We start from the raw sequence: 19,093 nt of genomic DNA on the forward strand, positions 1-19,093 counted from the left end.
CACTCGCCGATGAGGGGGGTGACACATCACCCGGCTGCAGGAAGCTGCAGGAAGGAATCGTCGTGACGACGGTACTCATCTGCGACGATCGTCGCAGCGTCCGCGAAGGCCTGACCCGCGTGATGTCCGCGGTGCCGGGGGTGCACCGGATCGATTGCGTTGCGCACGGGGACGAGCTGCTGGCGAGGTTCTCCCGGCAGCCGGTGGACGTGGTTCTGGTCGGTACCCAGCGTGCGGTGCCCACCGGGGTCGAGGCCACCCGGCGGCTGGTCGCCGCCCATCCACAAGCCAACGTCATCGTCTTCGGCGCCCCCGACGACGCGGGCAGCATCGCTGCCGCGATCGCCGGTGGTGCACGCGGCTACCTGCGTTGGGACGCGTCGCGCCCCGAGCTGGTCGCCGCGCTCGCGCACACGCTGGCGAGCACGGCCGTACCGACGCCCCGTGCGCCAACGGATCCCGGCGTGCAGCTCACCGAGCGCGAGCTCCAGGTGCTGCGCGGCATGAGCCAGGGCAAGAGCAACGGCCAGATCGGCCGCGAGCTCTACCTGTCGGAGGACACGGTCAAGACCCACGCACGGCGCCTGTTCCGCAAGCTCGGCGTGCGTGACCGGGCCCAGGCCGTGGCCCACGGCTTCCGCAGGGGCCTCGTCTCCTGACCTCCGGAGGCACGACGAGCGCGGGGAGCGGCGCCGCGGGGCGCCGCTCCCGCTCGCGCTCCGTGTTCGTGCGCTCCTGAGCTCTCGCGCTCGCCGTCGACCGCCCTCGGTTCCGGCAGGCACCTCGCGCCACTCCTGTGCACCATCTGCCGTCTACTCGCTCTGCGCGATGACGCACATCCCGCCCTGCGGTGTCAACTTCCCGCGGCGGCTTCGGGCACCCGATCGGGTGGTCATCGTCCACTTTCGGCAACCCAGAGCGTCCTTCGTGCGTCTACCTCTGCAGACGAAGTAGCCCATCCCGGTCCGCCGAGCGGCTTCGCTACGGTGGTCCGCAATGAGGCACGGTTGAACACTCTCCGTGGTCAGCCTCACGAACGGATGATGCCGAAGATGTTCCGTAACGCGCGTACCGCGGGCCGCGATGAGTGAGCAGACAGACGTACCCGACGAACTGGTGGCCCGTGCCATGACGGGCGACCACCAGGCAGTCGGGGCATTGATCGCGCTCATCCGGCCCATGGTCGTGCGTTACTGCCGGGCACGGCTGGGCCGAGTGGACAGGTCGTCGGTCTCCGCCGACGACGTTGCACAGGAGGTGTGTTTGGCCGTGCTCACGGCCTTGCCCGGGTACCGCGTGCAGGGACGACCGTTCCTCGCGTTCGTGTACGGGATCGCCTCGCACAAGGTGATCGACGCCCACCGGGCAGCCACCCGGAACCGGTCGGAGCCGGTCGCGGACATCCCGGACGCGGTCGAGTCGGCCGACGGGCCCGAACAGCGCGCGCTGCGGATCGAACTGTCGAGCGAGATGGGCAAGCTGCTCGACACGCTCCCCGAGAAGCAGCGGGAGATCCTCGTGCTGCGCGTCGTCGTTGGACTGTCGGCAGAGGAGACGGCCGAGGCCGTCGGCTCCACCCCGGGAGCGGTCCGGGTTGCACAGCACAGGGCGCTCGCGCGCCTGCGGAAGTCGATGCCCGAGGAGGAGGTGGTCTGAGTGCCCGACGACACGCTCCACCCCTTCGGCGGCAACCACAACGGCCACAACGGCCACAAAGGCACGAACGGGTCCCGGCCCCCCGGCATGCAGTCGAAGCCCGTCGCCTTCGACGATCTGGCCGAGCCGGTCGACCTGGTCGCCGTTCAGGCCGACGACGAGCTCATCAACGCCCTGGCCGCCGGCATGTCCGTCTCGGCGCCCGGGGTCGGCGGCTACGACGCCGACGATCGCGTAGCCGCGATACTCGCCGCCTGGAAGGCGGACGTCGACGCCGATCCGGTGCCGGAGCTCGTCGACGTCGACACGGCGGTGTCCACACTGCTCGCCGCGCGCCCACCGTCCGGGCGCACCCGGCACCTGGTGCCGGTCGCAGCGGCGGCCGCGTTCCTGGTCCTCGCCATCGGCGGTGTGTCGGTCACCTCCTACAACGCCAATCCGGACGACGCCCTGTGGGGCATCTCGAAGGTGCTCTACAGCGAGCGGGCCGAGTCGGTGGAGGCGGCGGCCCGCGTCGAGGAGCGGATCGAGAGCGCCAAGGACGCGCTCGCTGCCGGACAGCCCGTGCTCGCAGCGCAGGAGCTCGCGCAGGCCGAGAAGGATCTGCAGGTCGTTCGTCCCCAGGAGGGCCAGGACGAGCTGGCGGAGGCGCAGGACTTCCTCCAGGCGAAGGCCGCCGAGACCCCCGAGGGCACGAAGGTGAACCCGGCGTCGCCGCTCGCCACGCAGCCCTCACGGCGGGTTCCGGAGAGCGTCCGCGAGCCGCGGCCGTCGGAGTCCGATGACCCCGACAGCACCACCCAGGAGCCGGACCCGTCGTCCGCCACCGGGGAGGGTGAGCCCGGGCCGGAGGTCGCCAGCACGCCGGATGAGAACACCGGCAACCCGACGACCCGCCCCACCGCCGACCCCCGGCGGGCGGTCGCGCCGGAGGACGCCGGCTCGGCGCCCACCAGCAGCCCGAAGCCGCCCCCGCCCGGGAACGGTGAGGGCGAGCCGGACGACCCGACGAGCGGGGGCAACCCGCCCGCCACGTCGGAGGGCAGGCCCGATGCCACGACCTCACCGTCACCGAGCAATGAGGTCGACGGCGAGGCACCTGATACCGGTGGCCCGAGCGCGTCCGGCGCGGAAGCCCCGACCGCCACCAACTGACGCCGACCACGACGAAGCCCCCCGATCCGGTGGAGATCGGGGGGCTTCGTCGTGTTCGGGGCCGTCGTCAGGAGTCGGACAGCACCGCATCGGCGTAGCCGCGGCAGTACTCCCAGGTGACGTAGTTGGTGGGGTCGGGGTCGAAGGCCGGCTCGTGGGGCCGCATCTGGCCCTCGTCGAGCAGCTGCTGGAGGCTGGAGCGCAGCAGGCTCCACTCGTGGAAGTGCTGCTCACCGCAGTCGCCGCAATCGACGACGATGCCGCGCACGCCACGGGCCTCGAGGAGTGCCTGGTAGACAGCGAGATCGGCGAGGTCGGCCACCACTTCGTCGCGCTCGGCCTCGCTCAGCGACTCCTGCTCGACTGTCTCCGGGCCGTCGAGCGACAGCGCGGGGTCGTGCGGATCTCCGGCGAACGGGTCCGGTGGCAGCGCATCACGTGACACGTGCCTCACGATACCCGCACGTGAGACCCTCCGGCCCGGCCACACGGCGATCGCGGCCGCCTGCGGATGATCAGGCGCGGACAACGGCTCCCACGACCCACGCGATCGGCGGGACACCCGCAGATACGATGGGCGAACGGGGTCGAAAGGCGAGACGGGATGGTGGCGATGACGACCGAGGCCGCGAGCCAGGAACTGGCCCCCAAGTTCGCGATGCTGGGCCTGACGTTCGACGACGTGCTCCTGCTGCCCGCCGAGTCCGACGTCGTGCCGAGCACGGCCGATACGAGCACGCAGGTCACGCGTCGCGTCCGGTTGAAGGTGCCGATCGTGTCCTCCCCCATGGACACCGTCACCGAGTCCCGGATGGCGATCGCGATGGCCCGCGCAGGCGGCCTGGGCGTGCTGCACCGCAACCTGTCGCCCGAGGAGCAGGCGGCGCAGGTCGAGGTGGTGAAGCGATCCGAGGCCGGGATGGTCACCGACCCGGTCACCTGCTCGCCCGACGACACCCTCGCCGACGTCGACGCGCTGTGCGCCAAGTTCCGGATCTCCGGCGTGCCGGTCACCGACGCGGGCGGCCATCTGGTCGGGATCATCACCAACCGGGACATGCGGTTCGAGATGGACCACTCCCGGCCGGTGCACGAGGTCATGACGCACGCGCCGTTGATCACCGCGCGGGTCGGCGTCACCGCGGAGGCCGCGCTCGGGCTGCTCCGCCGCCACAAGCTGGAGAAGCTGCCGATCATCGACGGCGACGGCATCCTGCGCGGCCTCATCACGATCAAGGACTTCAACAAGACGGAGAAGTACCCGCTCGCCACGAAGGACCCGGACGGCCGGCTCGTGGTCGCGGCCGCGGTGGGCGTCGGCGACGAGGGGTACGCGCGCGCGATGAGCCTCGTGGACGCCGGGGTCGACGTGCTGATCGTCGACACCGCCCACGGCCACTCCCGCCGGGTGCTGGAGACCGTCGCCAAGCTCAAGGCCGAGGTGGGCCACACCGTCGACGTGGTCGGCGGCAACGTCGCCACCCGCGCGGGGGCGGCCGCTCTCGTCGAGGCGGGCGTCGACGCGGTGAAGGTCGGCGTCGGCCCGGGCTCGATCTGCACCACCCGCGTGGTGGCGGGCGTCGGCGCACCGCAGATCACGGCGATCTACGAGGCCGCACAGGCGTGCGCCGCCGCGGGCGTGCCGGTGATCGGCGACGGCGGCATCCAGTACTCGGGCGACATCACCAAGGCGATCGTGGCCGGCGCGTCCACCGTGATGCTCGGCAGCCTGCTCGCCGGCACGGCCGAGTCGCCGGGTGAGGTGATCCTCGTCGGCGGCAAGCAGTTCAAGACCTACCGCGGCATGGGGTCGATCGGGGCCATGCGCTCGCGCGGCGACGCCCGGTCCTACTCGAAGGACCGCTACGCGCAGGACGACGTGCTCAGCGAGGACAAGCTGGTGCCGGAGGGCATCGAGGGCCGCATCCCGTTCCGCGGGCCGCTCGCGCAGGTGGTGCACCAGCTCGTGGGCGGGTTGCGATCGGGCATGGGCTACGCGGGCGCCCAGACGATCGAGCAGCTCCAGCAGGCGCAGCTCGTGCGGATCACCGCAGCGGGGCTCAAGGAGAGCCACCCGCACGACATCACGATGACGGTCGAGGCGCCCAACTACTCGGCGCGCTAGGGAGTGCCCCGGGCCGGAAACCCGGCGCACATCTCGACGGCCCAGGTTTCCGCTGGCCGCACCGACGAACCGGCCGAGTACACCCGGTACGAGGCCGGCCAGTCGGCACGCCCAGCGGAGACCTGGATCCGCCGATATCCGCACCGGGTTTCCGGCCCGGGACACTGGCGTTCTACTGTGGTCACCCGTGCGTGACCTCGTGGAGATCGGGATGGGCCGGGAGGCCCGTCGCAGCTACGACCTGAACCAGGTCGAGATCGTGCCGTCCCGGCGGACGCGCAGTTCCCAGGAGGTCTCGACCGCCTGGCAGCTCGACGCGTACCAGTTCGGGATCCCGCTCGTCACCCATCCCACCGACGCGATCGTGTCGCCCGCCACCGCGGTGCGGATCGGCCGGCTCGGCGGTCTGCCGGTGCTCAACGCGGAGGGCCTGTGGGCCCGCCACGCCGACGCCGAGGGTGCCCTGGAGCGCGTCGTGGCCGCGGCGGACGACGACGACCCCCTCGCCGCCATCCGGCTGCTGCAGGAGCTGCACTCCGCCCCGATCCAGCCCGACCTGCTCGCCGAGGCGCTGAAGACCGTGCGCGAGGCCGGCGTCACGGTCGCCGCCCGGGTGAGCCCGCAGCGCGCCCGCGAGCTCACCCCCGACCTGCTCGCAGGCGGCGTCGAGATCCTCGTCGTGCAGGGCACGATCATCTCCGCCGAGCACGTGTCCGGCGGGGAGCCGCTGAACCTCAAGGAGTTCATCAACTCCCTCGACGTCCCGGTGGTCGCGGGCGGCGTCGGCGACTACCGCACGGCCATGCACCTCATGCGCACCGGCGCCGCAGGCGTGATCGTCGGGTACGGCGAGTCGTCGGCCACCACCACCGACGACGTGCTCGGCATCGGCGTGCCGATGGCCACGGCCATCGTCGACGCGGCCGCCGCCCGCCGGGACTACCTCGACGAGACGGGCGGCCGGTACGTCCACGTGATCGCCGACGGCGGCATGGCCGGCTCCGGCGACATGGCCAAGGCGATCGCCTGCGGCGCCGACGCCGTGATGCTGGGCGAGCAGCTCGCAGGCGCGGCCGAGAGCCCGGGCCGCGGCCTGTACTGGACCTCGGCGGTGGCACACCCGTCGCTGCCCCGGTCGGAGATCACGGGGTTCCTCCAGGGCGAGATCGACCTGGAGACCCTGCTCCACGGCCCGACCCGCAGCCCGTACGGCACCGTCAACCTCTTCGGCGCCCTGCGGCGGGCGATGGCGAAGACGGGCTACTCGGACCTGAAGGAGTTCCAGCGGGTCGGGCTCACCGTCCGCGGCTGATCGCGGCGAGAAGCACGCGACAGCGCTCGGGATCGCTATGGCGTGCTTTTCGAGCGGCCTGATCGTGGCGAGACGTACGTCGGCGTCGTCCGCGGAACCGTTGTGTGCTGCTCGGCGGGACCACCTGCGGCAGCTGAGCGCTGCCGCGGGATCCCAGGTGCCGCCGGGCCAGGACCAGCACCTCGTGCGGGTCGACGCCGTGCACGTGGGACAGGGCGTCGACGGCCACGACCGCCTCCACGAGCGGGGTGCGCCTGCCGAGGTCGTAGGCCGTGCGCACCGGAGTCGTGACGACGAGGCCGCCCAGCTCCTGCAGCTCGTCGGGCGGGATCCGGTCCTGGCGGGCGATCAGACCCGGGTGCCGGCGCACGCGGTGTGGCGAGACGATTTCGGCCGGCGCCCCGACCGGGGCGCAGTCGGCCCCGAGCAGCTCGGCTGCGGAGTGGCCACCCAGGGCACCGCGACCGTCGACCAGCAGGTACGCCGCCCGGGAGAGCAGCGCGCGGTCGACCTCGGCGTGGACGGGCACGTAGACGTCGGGGAACAGGCGGCGGAAGCGCGGGCCGCGGAGCACGCCCGGGGTGAGGAGACCGGCGGCGATCGCGGCGGAGCCCGCGGAAGGGCTGGGTGAGGTCCATGGCCGGCACTGACGGCGCTCACGGCGCTGCGGTTCCGCAACGTTCGCACCTGCACACGCCCTGCGCCGAGCAGCACGCCAGGGTTGCTCTCGCGAGGCCTACGTGCTGATCCGAACGATCACTCCCATCGAGAAGCACGACAGCGCTGCTGCAACGGCGGCCGGATGCTGCTCGCAACGATCAACGGCGGGTGCACGTGTGCTTCTCGCCGCGATCCCGGGCCGGGCGGGCCGGGGCGGCGGGACCGGCGATTACGCTGGTGCCGTGCAGCCCCCCACCGTCCTCGTCGTCGACTACGGCGCGCAGTACGCCCAGCTGATCGCCCGCCGGGTGCGGGAGGCGCAGGTCTACTCGGAGATCATCCCGGGCGACATGCCGGTCGCCGAGATCGTCGCCCGCAAGCCCGCTGCGCTGATCCTCTCCGGCGGGCCGTCGAGCGTGTACGAGCCGGGTGCGCCGGCCGTCGATCCCGAGCTGTTCCGCACCGGGATCCCGGTGCTCGGGCTCTGCTACGGGTTCCAGGCGATGGCGCAGGCGCTCGGCGGGGACGTGGCCCCGGACGGCACCCGCGAGTACGGCCGCACCGAGCTCACCCTCTGCGGCGGGAGCGCGTTGCACGACGGGCTGCCGGAGCGGCACCCGGTGTGGATGAGCCACGGCGACTCCGTGGTGCGCGCCCCGGAGGGCTTCACGGTCACGGCCTCGTCGGAGCGGGCGACGGTGGCGGCGTTCGAGGACCCGGTGCGCCGGCTGGCCGGCGTGCAGTACCACCCCGAGGTCGGGCACTCCCCGCACGGGCAGGAGGTGCTGCGCCGGTTCCTGCACGAGGTCGCGGGCATCACGCCCGGCTGGACCACCTCGTCGATCATCGACGACACGATCGACGCCGTGCGCGCGCAGGTGGGTGAGGGGCGGGCCATCTGCGGCCTCTCCGGTGGCGTCGACTCGGCCGTGGCGGCGGCGCTCGTGCAGCGCGCCATCGGCGACCGGCTCACGTGCGTGTTCGTCGACCACGGCCTGCTGCGCTCCGGCGAGCGAGAGCAGGTGGAGCGCGACTTCGTCGCCGCCACGGGCGCGAAGCTGCACACCGTCGACGCCCGGGACCGCTTCCTCGACGCGCTCGCAGGGGTCAGCGACCCCGAGCAGAAGCGCAAGATCATCGGCCGGGAGTTCATCCGGGTCTTCGAGGCCGCCACGGCGGAGGTCGCGGAGAGCGAACACGTCGGCTTTCTCGTGCAGGGCACGCTCTACCCGGACGTCGTCGAGTCAGGCGGCGGGTCGGGCACGGCCACCATCAAGAGCCACCACAACGTCGGCGGGCTGCCGGACGACCTCGAGTTCGAGCTGGTGGAGCCGCTGCGGGCGCTGTTCAAGGACGAGGTGCGCCGGGTGGGCGCCGAGCTGGGCCTGCCCGAGACGATCGTGCACCGCCAGCCGTTCCCCGGGCCCGGCCTCGGCATCCGGATCATCGGTGAGGTCACGGCCGACCGGCTGGCCACGCTGCGAGCCGCCGACGCGATCGCCCGCGAGGAGCTCACCTACGCGGGGCTCGACCGCGACATCTGGCAGTGCCCGGTGGTGTTGCTGGCCGACGTGCGCAGCGTCGGCGTGCAGGGCGACGGGCGCACGTACGGCCACCCCGTGGTGCTGCGTCCCGTCTCCAGCGAGGACGCGATGACCGCCGACTGGACCCGGCTGCCCTACGACCTGCTGGAGCGCATCTCCACGCGCATCACCAACGAAGTGGCCGAGGTCAACCGGGTCGTCCTGGACGTCACGAGCAAGCCCCCGGGCACCATCGAGTGGGAATAGGCGTGAGCGGTTACGGGTGCCCCCGCACCCGTAACCGCTCACGCCCCTTTTCTCCTAGCGGCGGCGCCCCCGCAGGCTGCCGACCAGCAGCAGGAGGCCGATCGCGGCGGCCCCCGCCGCCAGCAACCACCTCGCGTCGAACCCGGCGAGCGACGGCACCTCGCCGACGAACGCGCTCGCGGCCATCCCCAGCGTGAGCAGCCCGACGACCAGCGCCAGCGGGTCGGGCCCGCGCCTCTGCGTCGTCTCCTTCTTCACCAGCTCAGCCACGGCGCACCTCCACGTCTGCCAGTCCTGCGTCGATGTCGATCACGAGCGGGCGTCCGCTGCGGACGCCGTCGGTGCCGAGGTCGTTGATCACCTGCACGTGCGCGTCCGGACCGTCGTCCTCGCGGGCACCGAAGCGGACGTCTCCGAACCCGGCCTGTGCCGTGAGGGTGACGTCGGCCGTGCTCGGCACCCGCACCGTCACGTCGCCTGCGCCCATCGAGATCCGGGTGCGCACGGGGCTCGTGTTCCCGTCCGGCGGCACGGTGAGGTCCAGGTTGCGCAGGTCGAGGTCGATCTCGCCGGCACCGCGCTCGTAGCTGGCCTGCAGCGCGGCCACGGTGGTGGGTGCGGCGACCAGCTCGCCGTACCCGTCACCCTCCCATCGGTCCACGGGCGCCGCCACGATCGCCCAGGTGAGGGAGCCCAGCAGCAGTGCGAACGGGATGAGGCCGCGCCCGGTCCGCAGGAACGCCCCGACCACCAGACCGGCGCCGAGCACCGCGAGCACCACCCCGCACAGCACGGCCAGGTTCGCGAGCGTCAGCATGCCGCCGAGCATCATGATCACCGCGGTCGCGCTGCCGACGATCAGCGCGAGGCCGAGCGTCACCGGTGTGACGGGTAGCCGGCGCGGCGGTGGCTCGGCAGGCGGGGGTGAGGGCTCCGGCAGGTCCCATGCGAACGGTGCCGCGCCGAGCGGGTCCCATGCGGGCGGGTTCACCGGGGGCTCGGTGCTGCCGGCCGCCCCCGTGGGCTCACCCACCAGCGGTGGACCCGCAGCGGCCATCGGAGCGGCGACCGTCGGTGCCTCCGCCGCCCGTTGGCCGCGGTCACCGCGGCTGCGGTGGAGCAGGTACAGCAGCGCGGCCACGACCAGCAGCGGGAGGATCCAATCGGGTCCGTTGCCGCCGAACACGCTTCCCATGGTCACCGCGGCGGCGATGGCGAGCGCGACGACGAGCCACTTGCGCGGCCGGTTCGCTCGCGGGTCCGCCGGACCGGCGGGTTCGTCGGGCAGCAGGATCCAGCCCGCGATGTAGAGCGCCGCCCCGATCCCGGAGAAGGCCGCCACGACGAAGCCGACCCGCACCAGCACCGGGTCGATGTCGTAGCGGCGCGCGATGCCCGCCGCCACCCCCGCCACCTGGCGGTCGTCCCTCGGCCGGGCAGGGCGTGTCTCCCACATCTCCCGCAGCGTCTCGCCGACGTCCGTGCGACTCATGAGGCTCAGACTGCCCGCCCGCGCCCACCACGAGGATGGGGGATGGCCCCGAGCCGTCCCGGAGGTTTCCCCGATGTCCTCCCCCTCCACGCGTGTGACCATTGACGTGTGATGGGAGTTCCCGGTCCCGGCGCAACCGCCGGCACACCGCCGCTCGCGCGCCGGCGAAGCGCCCGCCTCGTGGCGGGTGTCGCCGGCGGCGTCGCCGACCACCTCGGCGTCAACGTGCTGTGGGTGCGCGCCGCGTTCGTCGTGCTCGCGGCGGTCAACGGCGCCGGTGTCATCGCCTACGGGCTGCTGTGGATCTTCGTGCGGCAGGAGCCGATGGAGGTTCCGCGCCCGCTGGGACGTGCCGAGCGCCAGCAGGCCCTCGGGCTCGCCGCGCTGGGCATCGGGGCAGGGCTCGCGGCCGCGGCGCTGGGCAACACCGTCGTGGGCTGGATCGTCGGCCCGCTCGGGGTGGCGGCCGTCGGTGCCGCGGTGGTGTGGCGGGAGGCCGACGAGTCGCAGCGCAGGCGCTGGACCGCGGGGGCGAGGTCGGGCGTCACCGGTGTCACGGGTGGCGGCCGGGCCGCGCTGTGGCGCGTGCTGGCAGGCGCGCTGTTCGTCGCCACCGGGATCGGGGTGTTCCTGTTGGGCAACCTGGACCTCTCGCAGGTGCAGTTCGGGCTGCTCGCGGTGCTGGCCACACTGCTCGGCGTCGGCGTCCTCACCATCCCGTGGTGGGTGCGGCTGATGCGCGAGCTCTCCGAGGAGCGCCGCGAGCGCATCATCGAGACCGAGCGCGCCGAGATCGCGGCCCACCTGCACGACTCGGTGCTGCAGACCCTGGCGCTCATCCAGCGCCAGTCCGACCAGCCGCGCGAGGTGCTGCGGCTCGCCCGCGGCCAGGAGCGCGAGCTGCGCCACTGGTTGTACGGCCCCACCGGCTACGGCCGTTCCGGGCGCGCGTCCGGCGACCCGGCGCTCTCGGAGGGGCTGGCCGACGCCATCACCGCCGCCGCCGCCGAGGTGGAGGACACGTACGCGATCGACGTGCGCCCGGTCGTGGTCGGCGACCGTCCGCTCGACGACGGGTTGCGCGCGCTCGTGCTCGCGGCCCGCGAGGCGATGGTCAACGCCGCGAAGCACGCGCAGGTGGGCGAGGTGAGCGTCTACGTCGAGGTGGAGCCGGACGAGGTGCACGTGTTCGTGCGCGACCGCGGCGTCGGCTTCGACCCGGACAGCGTGCCCGGCGACCGGCACGGCCTCGCCGACTCCGTGCACGGCAGGATGGAGCGGCACGGCGGGACCGTGCGGCTGCGCAGCACGCCGGGAGAGGGCACCGAGGTCCACATCTCCATGCCGGTCGACGGGCGCGCCGCCGAGCAGGACGAAACCGCACCCCCGGTGCGGGCGCAGGAGGAATCCAACACATGACCACCGAACCGACCGACGCGCCCATCCGCGTCTTCCTGGTCGACGACCACGGCCTCTTCCGGTCCGGGGTGCGGGCCGAACTCGACCGGCACGTCCCGGACGTCACCGTGGTGGGGGAGGCCGGCTCCGTCGACGAGGCGGTGGCCGCCATCCGCCACCTGCGTCCCGACGTGGTGCTGCTGGACGTCCACATGCCCGACGGCGGCGGCGCCGAGGTGTTGCGCCAGCTGCGCCCCGAGCTGCCCGACGTCGTGTTCCTGGCGCTGTCGGTGTCCGACGCGGCGGAGGACGTCATCGCGGTCATCCGCGCCGGCGCCCGCGGCTACGTCACGAAGACGATCTCGGGGCGGGAGCTCGCCGACGCGGTACGGCGGGTGAAGTCGGGCGACGCGGTGTTCTCGCCGCGGCTGGCCGGCTTCGTGCTGGACGTGTTCTCCGACCGGCCCGGCGCGGCTCCTCCTGGCGATCCGGAGCTGGACCTGCTGACCCGCCGCGAGCGTGACGTGCTGCGCCTGCTCGCGCGGGGCTACGCGTACAAGGAGATCGCGGGGGAGCTGTTCATCTCGGTCAAGACCGTGGAGACCCACGTCTCGAGCGTGCTGCGCAAAACGCAGCTGTCCAACCGCTACGAGCTCTCGCGGTGGGCGTCGGACCGGCGTCTCGTCTAGGACACCGGCCCGACGCCCACGACCGCGTCAGCGGAGCAGGCCGCCGACGGTGCCGAGCAGACCGCCGACGAGGCCACCATCGCCGTCGTCGTCGCTGTCACCACCGTCGCCGTCGCCGTCCTCGGAGTCGTCGCTGTCGCTGCTCTTGGCATCGCTGCCGGACTCCGAGTCATCCTCGTCTTGGGGAGCGGACGAGTCTTCTTCATCACCGGCGGAGAACAGGCTCATCGAGCGGGAGCTCTTCCTGTCCTCGTCGTCGCCGTCGTCGTTCTTGCTGTCGCTCTTCTTGTCGTCGTCGTCGTCGCCGCCGTCGAGGCCCAGGACTCCGCCGACCGTGTCGAGGATCCCGCCAACGACGCCGCGGTCGTCGTCGTCCTCGTCGCCGCGGCTGTCGTCGTTGTCGCCGCTCTCGTCCTTCGAGCTGCCGGAGTCGTCGCCGGCGCCGGAGTCGCTGCCCGAGCCGCTCGAGGACGAGTCGCTGCTGCCGGAGGAGGACTTCGTCGCGGTGTCGTCGTCCTCGTCGTCGCCGCCTGCGGCCGCCGCGGACGAGCTGTCGTCGCCGGAGCCGCTGGTGGAGCCACCGTTGCCGGTGTCACCGCCGTCGCTGGCACCCGTGCCGGTGTTCTCGCCGGCCAGCGCGCCGGGGAAGGCGACGGGGACCCAGTCGGACGGGGCGGGGGTGCCGGGGTCGAGCGCGTCGCGTGCCGACGCCTGGTCGATCACGACGCTGTCCGGGGGCGCGGCGACCGGGTTCTCGGGGTCGAGCAGGCCCTGACCGGGGTAGGAGCCACCGTCCTCGGCGCCCCCTGCGGCCGGGGACTGGTTGGCGGTGGGCGTGACGTCGGTGAGCATCGCGGCCCCGAGCACCGACCCCGCCGCCAGGAGCGTGCCCGCGGCGATCGCGCCGCGGCGGACCAGGACTCGCCGGTCGGCGCCTGCCGGGTCCTGCTCCTGCTGGGGGCGAGCCTGCCGGGGCCGGTCGGCGGTGCGGGGAGCGCGGCCCTCGCGGCGCAGGAGGGCGCCCACGGAGATGCCGCCGGTGTCCGGCTCGACCTCCCTGACGGGAGCGGGCGCATTGCGGCTCAGCAGGTCGGCAACGGTGATCACTTCCGTCGCGGGTGCATCTGATCCACCTTCGAACCGGATCTGAGCCACAGCGGGACGTCCTCCCTTGGAGTGAACGGACGCTCGAATGTCTACCGGATGCCGATGACGTGCACCAAGTGTCATTCATCCGCTCGTCGCATGTCACACGAACGGTCTATTTCCGTTCAACGATGATTACCGACCGCTCGGCCGATCGAGCTGCCGTCCGGCGCTTCGTCGACCCGCTCGTCGGACCCGTCCGGGCCGTTCGGCCCGCGGGTGCCATGCGGTGGATGGATCGCGTCGTGATCTATCCGTGATCTGGCGTTACGCGTTTTCGATCACGGCAGCGTGCGGAAGCGCGAGCGGGTGGAGTCGAGCGCCTGCTTGGCGTAGATCCCGGCGCCGCCGCCCAGCAGCAGCCCGACGAGGTCGACCGGTACCGACGGGGACGCTGTGAGGAGCAGGCCGAGCAGCCCGACGCCCGCCGCGCCGCCCGCGACCTTCCACCGGCTGTTGACGTAGTCGGAGGTGGTGCCGCCGGACAGCCCCTTCCTCTTCGCCGCGTTACCCAGCAGCGCCAGGTAGAGGACGTGGAAAGCGGCGACTCCCAGCCCGGCGAGGGCGATCACTGCCGCGACGATCCCGAACACCGCACCCATGGCACCAGAGTGCCACGGAAGGGGGGTGGCGCGCCCGGGAACTCCGCGTTCGGTGCGTCAGCTGGTGCCGAGGCGACCACGGCCCAGCCGCAGGAGGAGCAGCGCGAGGTCGCGGCCCTCGCTGCCGAGCTCCCGGAAACGGGCGAGCACGGCCATCTCCCGGCTGTAGACGATCCGCGGCCCGCCGGCGGCCATGCGGGCCCTGCCGATCGTCTTCGACACCTCGGTGCGGCGTTTGACGAGACGCAGGATCTCCGCGTCGAGGCGGTCGATCTCGACCCGCAGCGCGTCGATGTCGTCGGCGGTGGGGGCGTTCTCGGTCTTGTCGGTCGTCACGGTCACGGTCTCCTCCTGCAGGTGCCCGGCCCGGGCCCGTGACGCGCGAACGCCCCGGGTCCGAAGGACTCCGGGGCGTCGTGGGGGCTGATCAGCAGGCCACGGGCACCGGTGTCCGGTACCCGTAGAAAAATCGATGGCTGATCAGTGGCACCGCAGCAGTGTGCCACACCGGGGGCTGTCGGGGAGCGGCGGTACCCTTTCGAACACGATGAGTGCGCTGTTCGAACTGCCAACAGAGAACCCCGTCCAGCCCCGCACGGAGCGCGGTGCGGCGCTGCTGGAGGGGCTCAACCCGCGGCAGCGCGAGGCGGTGGTCCACGCCGGCTCGCCGCTGCTGATCGTCGCGGGGGCGGGCTCGGGCAAGACCCGCGTGCTCACCCACCGCATCGCGTGGCTGCTCGCCGAGCGTGGGGTCCACCCCGGCGAGATCATGTCCATCACCTTCACCAACAAGGCCGCGGCCGAGATGAAGGAGCGCGTCGACGCCCTCGTCGGCAGGCGCGGCAACGCGATGTGGGTGTCCACGTTCCACTCGATGTGCGTGCGCATCCTGCGGCGCGAGGCCAAGCACCTCGGCGTGCGCAGCGCGTTCTCCGTCTACGACGCCGACGACACGCGCCGGCTCGTCGGCCTGGTCGTGCGCGACCTGGAGCTCGACCCGAAGAAGTTCTCCGGCCGCGGCGTCGCGGCGCAGATCTCCAACCTCAAGAACGAGCTGCTGTCGGCCGACGCCGCCGCCGAGCGGGCCGCCAACGACTTCGAGCGCAAGGTCGCCGAGGTCTACGCGGTGTACCAGGCGCGGCTGCGCACCGCCAATGCGTTCGACTTCGACGACCTGATCATGGAGACGGTCGCGCTGCTGCAGCGGCTCCCCGCCGTTGCGGAGTACTACCGGCGCCGGTTCCGGCACGTGCTGGTCGACGAGTACCAGGACACCAACCACGCCCAGTACGTGCTGGTGCGCGAGCTGGTCGCGCCCGCCGCCGAGGGTGTCGAGCCGGGCGAGCTGTGCGTGGTGGGCGACTCCGACCAGTCGATCTACGCGTTCCGCGGCGCGAGCATCCGCAACATCATCGAGTTCGAGCAGGACTTCCCGAACGCCCGCACGATCATGCTGGAGCAGAACTACCGCTCCACGCAGCGCATCCTGTCGGCGGCCAACGCGGTCATCGCGCGCAACCCCAACCGGCGCGACAAGCGGCTGTGGTCCGATCAGGGCGACGGCGCGAAGGTGGTCGGGTACGTCGCCGACAACGAGCACGACGAGGCCGCGTTCGTCGCGCAGGAGATCGACCGGCTCGTCGACTCCGGCGAGATCCGCAACTCGGACGTCGCGGTCTTCTACCGCACCAACTCGCAGTCGCGGGTGTTCGAGGACGTGTTCCTGCGCGTCGGCCTGCCCTACAAGGTCGTGGGCGGGGTGCGCTTCTACGAGCGCAAGGAGGTGCGCGACGCGCTGGCGTACCTGCGGGTGCTGTCCAACCCGGAGGACACCGTCAGCCTGCGCCGCATCCTCAACGTTCCCAAGCGCGGCATCGGCGAGCGCGCCGAGGAGCTGGTGGCCACCTACGCCGACCGGGAGCGGATCTCGTTCGCGGCGGCGCTGCGGATCGCGGCGGAGCAGCCGGAGAGGATCCCGGGACTGGTCACGCGGTCGCAGCGGTGCATCGCCTCGTTCGTCCAGCTACTCGACGAGCTGAACGAGCTGGTGGAGCGCGGCGACGACACGGCGGAGATCCTGGAGGCCGTCTACGCGCGCACCGGCTACACCGCCGAGCTGGAGGCGAGCGACGACCCGCAGGACGGTTCGCGCCGGGAGAACCTCGCCGAGCTCGTCACGGTGGCCCGGGAGTTCGCCGGCGACGCCGCGGTGGCCGACCTCGACGACTCGGACGTGGAGGTGGGAGCGCCTGCGCCCGGCTCGCTGGCGGCGTTCCTCGAGCGCGTGGCGCTGGTGGCCGACGCCGACTCCATCCCCGACAACGACGAGGGCATGGTCACCCTGATGACCCTGCACACGGCCAAGGGGCTGGAGTTCCCGGTCGTGTTCCTCACCGGCTGGGAGGACGGCGTGTTCCCGCACATGCGGGCCATGGGCGACCCGGCCGAGCTGGCCGAGGAGCGGCGCCTGGCCTACGTGGGCATCACGCGCGCACAGCAGCGGCTGTACCTGTCGCGGGCGATGATCCGTTCGTCGTTCGGGCAGCCCAACGCCAACCCGGCCTCCCGCTTCCTCGCCGAGGTGCCCGACGACCTGGTCGACTGGCGGCGCGCCGAGCCGGAACGCTCGGCGCCGGTGGGGAGGTTCGGGTTCGGGCGCAGGCCCACCGCAACCGACCGCGGCAGCTGGAACGTCCCGAAGGCCGCGCTCAAGGCGTCGATCTCCCTCGACGTCGGCGACCGGGTCAACCACGACAAGTACGGGCTGGGCACCGTCATCGAGTCCGACAAGTCCACGCAGCGGGTGCTGATCGACTTCGGCAGCGCGGGCACGGTCCGGCTGATGCTCATCGGCGGAGTGCCGTTGCAGAAGCTCTAGAGCTCGGCTGCGGCCGGAGGTTCGCGGTGAGGCCGTGGCTGGAGCGAGCGGGCCGGCGCTGTTCTGCGGGGAGGCGCGCAGGGAGCGAGGAACGAGCGACCGAGCACCGGAGGAGCAGAGCGGCGCCTTGAAGGCCCGCGAGCCGCCGGAGCGAAGCGGAGGCAATCAGATTCAGTACTCGATCCCGCGCTTGCGCAGCCAGGTCAAGGGATTGATCTTGCTTCCGTCCGAGCTCCAGACCTCCAGGTGCAGGTGCGGGCCGGTGGAGTAGCCCCGGTTGCCGATCTCGGCGATCTCCTCGCCCGCTTTCACCCGCTCGCCCTCTTTCACGAACGTCCGGTTGACGTGCCCGTACACGCTCTGCGTTCCGTCGGTGTGGCGCAGCACCACCCACAGCCCGTATCCCGTCGCCGGGCCGGACTCCTCGACCACGGCGTCGGTGAGCGCGTAGATGGGCGTGCCGATCGGGCCCGCGATGTCGATGCCCTCGTGGGCCCTTCCCCAGCGGCTGCCGAAGAGGGACGTCAGGTGTCCGACGGTGGGCTTGACGAACGCGGTTTCGCCGTAGAGGAACGCCTCGGGGGCGCCGTCGGCCAGCGCCGCCTCGATCTTCGCCGCCTGCCGGGCGAGTTCACGCCCGATGTCCACGGCCTTGGCGAGGTTCTGCACGTCCACCTGGGACGCCGGGTCGAGCGCGTCGATCGCGAGGGGATCGGGCAGCAGCTGGTCGCCGCCGATCGCCCCTTCGAACGAGGCGTCGGGGTCGGCGGGCGGATCGTTCGACACCTGGGCGACGGGCTGCAACGCGGCGACCGCCTGCGTGCTGTCGAAGAACGTCGTGGCGAGGGTCTGGCCGCCTGCCACCACGGCACCAGCGGCCACCGCGGCAACGGTGGCGCGTCCGCGCACCGATGCAGCAGGGGGCGCTGGGAGACGGTGCACGCCCGGGACGTCGACGACACGCAGGGGCGTCGTCCGTCCCGGATCGTCCGCCTCGGCGCCGCTGGGGGAGCGGTGGCGCGCCAAGACCTGCCCTTCTCGACTGACCGGGGTACCGCGCCGTGACCGGGTGGTGCGGGCTGGGGATCCCGCAGTGGTGGCTTTTCGGGGCGCCACCGTGACCGGCTTGTGACACGGACCGGGGGACGGTAGCGAGGCTGGTCCGCTAGGGGCAACTTCTCGCTCGGCGTGGCGGTGTGATCGACGCAGCGTCAGGATGCGGGTGACGCGCGGTCGCGGAGCGTTCGGAAGTGACCCGTGAGTAGGTCTGACCTGGGCGCAACGGGTGAGTCGCCCGCGCCGTACGGCCGAGCGCGGCGGCTACCCAGCGCACTGTCCGAGGGTCGATCGGCAGAGCCAAGTGACCGACGTCACGTATTCCGAGCTCCTCGACGTCGAGGTCGGGGTGCCGCAGTCGCCCGTTGCGCTGCGGCAGCACCATCTGGTCCATCCGGCTCCACACCACGAGGAAGCGCGTGTGGCACCCGGGCGCGGGCTGCGCGAGCTCGGCGATCACATCCGATCCGGGGCGGAGCTGGCGCGCGAGCGGTGTGGGGAGCAGGTGGGCGGCGAGGGTGCCGCCGTGTGGGCTGCCGAGCGTGACGAGCGTGTCGACGGCGGCGCTGCCGCCCATCCGCTGGACGTAGTAGCGCGCGATCATCCCGCCGAGCGAGTGGCCGACGATGTGGATGCGCTCCGCGCCCGCGAGCTCGCGCAGCTCGTCGACCTGCCGGTGCAACCGGTGCGCCGCCGTGCGGATGTCCTCGGTGAACACGCTGTAGTTCACCGCGTGCACCACGCCGAAGCCGCGGCGCCGCAGCGAGCGCCGGAACACGGTGAAGACCGAACGGTTGTCCATGATCCCGTGCAGCAGCAGGATCGGGGTTCCGGCGGCCTCGACGTCGGTGACCACCAGGCTGCGGCGCACCGGCGGCAACGGGTCGGTGCGGTGGACGGCGGGGACGCGCAGCTGCGCGTGCACGAGGCCCGCGGGGTAGACGGCGAGGTGCGCGGTGAGCCACGCCCCCTCCACCGCGAGCCCGCGGAGGCCGGCCGGGCTGCCGAACGTCCGGGCGGCGTAGGCGCCGGCGCGCGTGACATCGACCGCAGCGGCTTGCGCCGCCCCGGCCACCCGGGCCAGGCGGTCCACCCCGATATGGACCAGCGCCATACCGGAACGGTAGATGAGGA

Annotated in this window: 18 protein-coding genes; 9 read left to right on the top strand and 9 right to left on the bottom strand. The window is 72.4% G+C overall.

Annotation, left to right across the window (positions count from 1 at the left end):
• Positions 1 to 62 precede the first annotated feature (62 nt).
• The 3 genes from FHX44_RS21380 to FHX44_RS21390 all read left to right on the top strand — a co-directional run bounded on the left by FHX44_RS21380 (position 63) and on the right by FHX44_RS21390 (position 2,811).
• Positions 63 to 659: a response regulator transcription factor gene (locus FHX44_RS21380; RefSeq protein ID WP_075942692.1), complete on the top strand. Its 597-nt coding sequence runs from the start codon at positions 63 to 65 to the stop codon at positions 657 to 659.
• 424 nt (positions 660 to 1,083) lie between these two features.
• Complete coding sequence (locus FHX44_RS21385) at positions 1,084 to 1,656, top strand: sigma-70 family RNA polymerase sigma factor (RefSeq protein WP_147257421.1); 573 nt, start codon at positions 1,084 to 1,086, stop codon at positions 1,654 to 1,656.
• On the top strand, positions 1,657 to 2,811 hold the full coding sequence (locus FHX44_RS21390; protein ID WP_147257422.1) for an anti-sigma-D factor RsdA: 1,155 nt from the start codon (positions 1,657 to 1,659) through the stop codon (positions 2,809 to 2,811).
• A gap of 67 nt (positions 2,812 to 2,878) precedes the next feature.
• Here FHX44_RS21390 and FHX44_RS21395 read toward each other — a convergent pair whose 3' ends face one another.
• Positions 2,879 to 3,265 (bottom strand): DUF5319 domain-containing protein, encoded by a 387-nt coding sequence (locus FHX44_RS21395; RefSeq protein WP_170308979.1) that lies wholly within the window; start codon positions 3,263 to 3,265, stop codon positions 2,879 to 2,881.
• Between the two features lie 159 nt (positions 3,266 to 3,424).
• Between FHX44_RS21395 and guaB the strand changes: the two genes are divergently transcribed.
• Together guaB and FHX44_RS21405 are read left to right on the top strand one after the other, a co-directional pair.
• Positions 3,425 to 4,936, top strand: a complete 1,512-nt coding sequence (gene guaB, locus FHX44_RS21400) for an IMP dehydrogenase (protein ID WP_147257423.1) — start codon at positions 3,425 to 3,427, stop codon at positions 4,934 to 4,936.
• A 187-nt stretch (positions 4,937 to 5,123) separates the two neighbouring features.
• On the top strand, positions 5,124 to 6,248 hold the full coding sequence (locus FHX44_RS21405; RefSeq protein ID WP_147257424.1) for a GuaB3 family IMP dehydrogenase-related protein: 1,125 nt from the start codon (positions 5,124 to 5,126) through the stop codon (positions 6,246 to 6,248).
• On the opposite strand, the gene FHX44_RS42230 is transcribed toward FHX44_RS21405, so the two are convergent.
• Positions 6,232 to 6,822, bottom strand: a complete 591-nt coding sequence (locus tag FHX44_RS42230) for a hypothetical protein (RefSeq protein WP_170308980.1) — start codon at positions 6,820 to 6,822, stop codon at positions 6,232 to 6,234. The two genes, FHX44_RS21405 and FHX44_RS42230, sit on opposite strands and share 17 nt — an antisense overlap.
• 328 nt (positions 6,823 to 7,150) lie before the next feature.
• Between FHX44_RS42230 and guaA the strand changes: the two genes are divergently transcribed.
• Positions 7,151 to 8,698: a glutamine-hydrolyzing GMP synthase gene (gene guaA / locus FHX44_RS21415; RefSeq protein WP_147257426.1), complete on the top strand. Its 1,548-nt coding sequence runs from the start codon at positions 7,151 to 7,153 to the stop codon at positions 8,696 to 8,698.
• A gap of 54 nt (positions 8,699 to 8,752) precedes the next feature.
• Here the strand turns inward: guaA and FHX44_RS21420 are convergent, their stop codons facing one another.
• Positions 8,753 to 8,968 (bottom strand): hypothetical protein, encoded by a 216-nt coding sequence (locus FHX44_RS21420; RefSeq protein WP_246170502.1) that lies wholly within the window; start codon positions 8,966 to 8,968, stop codon positions 8,753 to 8,755.
• Complete coding sequence (locus tag FHX44_RS21425) at positions 8,961 to 10,190, bottom strand: PspC domain-containing protein (RefSeq protein WP_170308981.1); 1,230 nt, start codon at positions 10,188 to 10,190, stop codon at positions 8,961 to 8,963. Before FHX44_RS21425 ends, FHX44_RS21420 begins: the two co-directional genes overlap by 8 nt.
• A gap of 111 nt (positions 10,191 to 10,301) precedes the next feature.
• Between FHX44_RS21425 and FHX44_RS21430 the strand changes: the two genes are divergently transcribed.
• On the top strand, positions 10,302 to 11,609 hold the full coding sequence (locus FHX44_RS21430) for an ATP-binding protein (RefSeq protein WP_147261351.1): 1,308 nt from the start codon (positions 10,302 to 10,304) through the stop codon (positions 11,607 to 11,609).
• Complete coding sequence (locus FHX44_RS21435) at positions 11,606 to 12,277, top strand: response regulator (RefSeq protein ID WP_147257428.1); 672 nt, start codon at positions 11,606 to 11,608, stop codon at positions 12,275 to 12,277. The genes FHX44_RS21430 and FHX44_RS21435 overlap by 4 nt, the downstream gene beginning before the upstream one ends.
• A gap of 27 nt (positions 12,278 to 12,304) precedes the next feature.
• Here FHX44_RS21435 and FHX44_RS21440 read toward each other — a convergent pair whose 3' ends face one another.
• From FHX44_RS21440 to FHX44_RS21450, 3 genes are all read right to left on the bottom strand, one after another.
• Positions 12,305 to 13,384, bottom strand: coding sequence for a hypothetical protein (locus tag FHX44_RS21440; RefSeq protein ID WP_147257429.1), 1,080 nt, complete (start codon positions 13,382 to 13,384; stop codon positions 12,305 to 12,307).
• Between the two features lie 320 nt (positions 13,385 to 13,704).
• On the bottom strand, positions 13,705 to 14,025 hold the full coding sequence (locus FHX44_RS21445) for a hypothetical protein (RefSeq protein WP_147257430.1): 321 nt from the start codon (positions 14,023 to 14,025) through the stop codon (positions 13,705 to 13,707).
• A 57-nt stretch (positions 14,026 to 14,082) separates the two neighbouring features.
• On the bottom strand, positions 14,083 to 14,382 hold the full coding sequence (locus FHX44_RS21450) for a chorismate mutase (protein ID WP_147257431.1): 300 nt from the start codon (positions 14,380 to 14,382) through the stop codon (positions 14,083 to 14,085).
• Positions 14,383 to 14,572: 190 nt separating this feature from the next.
• On the opposite strand from FHX44_RS21450, the gene pcrA reads away from it, so the two are divergent.
• A complete protein-coding gene (gene pcrA / locus FHX44_RS21455; protein WP_147257432.1) occupies positions 14,573 to 16,903 on the top strand; it encodes a DNA helicase PcrA in 2,331 nt (776 codons plus the stop codon).
• A 171-nt stretch (positions 16,904 to 17,074) separates the two neighbouring features.
• On the opposite strand, the gene FHX44_RS21460 is transcribed toward pcrA, so the two are convergent.
• Positions 17,075 to 17,785 (bottom strand): M23 family metallopeptidase, encoded by a 711-nt coding sequence (locus tag FHX44_RS21460; protein ID WP_147257433.1) that lies wholly within the window; start codon positions 17,783 to 17,785, stop codon positions 17,075 to 17,077.
• Between the two features lie 283 nt (positions 17,786 to 18,068).
• Positions 18,069 to 19,073 (bottom strand): lipase family alpha/beta hydrolase, encoded by a 1,005-nt coding sequence (locus FHX44_RS21465; protein WP_147257434.1) that lies wholly within the window; start codon positions 19,071 to 19,073, stop codon positions 18,069 to 18,071.
• Positions 19,074 to 19,093: the final 20 nt, after the last annotated feature.

Origin of the sequence: Pseudonocardia hierapolitana (assembly GCF_007994075.1) — a bacterium.
GTDB lineage: Bacteria > Actinomycetota > Actinomycetes > Mycobacteriales > Pseudonocardiaceae > Pseudonocardia > Pseudonocardia hierapolitana.

What these genes read in the sequence shown, in the direction of transcription:
- FHX44_RS21385 (WP_147257421.1), top strand. Translation starts at nt 1,084, where the DNA reads ATGAGTGAGCAGACAGACGTACCCGACGAACTGGTGGCCCGTGCCATG.
- guaB (WP_147257423.1), top strand. Translation starts at nt 3,425, where the DNA reads ATGACGACCGAGGCCGCGAGCCAGGAACTGGCCCCCAAGTTCGCGATG.
- FHX44_RS21425 (WP_170308981.1), bottom strand. Translation starts at nt 10,190, where the DNA reads ATGAGTCGCACGGACGTCGGCGAGACGCTGCGGGAGATGTGGGAGACA.
- FHX44_RS21430 (WP_147261351.1), top strand. Translation starts at nt 10,302, where the DNA reads ATGGGAGTTCCCGGTCCCGGCGCAACCGCCGGCACACCGCCGCTCGCG.
- FHX44_RS21435 (WP_147257428.1), top strand. Translation starts at nt 11,606, where the DNA reads ATGACCACCGAACCGACCGACGCGCCCATCCGCGTCTTCCTGGTCGAC.
- FHX44_RS21445 (WP_147257430.1), bottom strand. Translation starts at nt 14,025, where the DNA reads ATGGGTGCGGTGTTCGGGATCGTCGCGGCAGTGATCGCCCTCGCCGGG.
- pcrA (WP_147257432.1), top strand. Translation starts at nt 14,573, where the DNA reads ATGAGTGCGCTGTTCGAACTGCCAACAGAGAACCCCGTCCAGCCCCGC.
- FHX44_RS21465 (WP_147257434.1), bottom strand. Translation starts at nt 19,073, where the DNA reads ATGGCGCTGGTCCATATCGGGGTGGACCGCCTGGCCCGGGTGGCCGGG.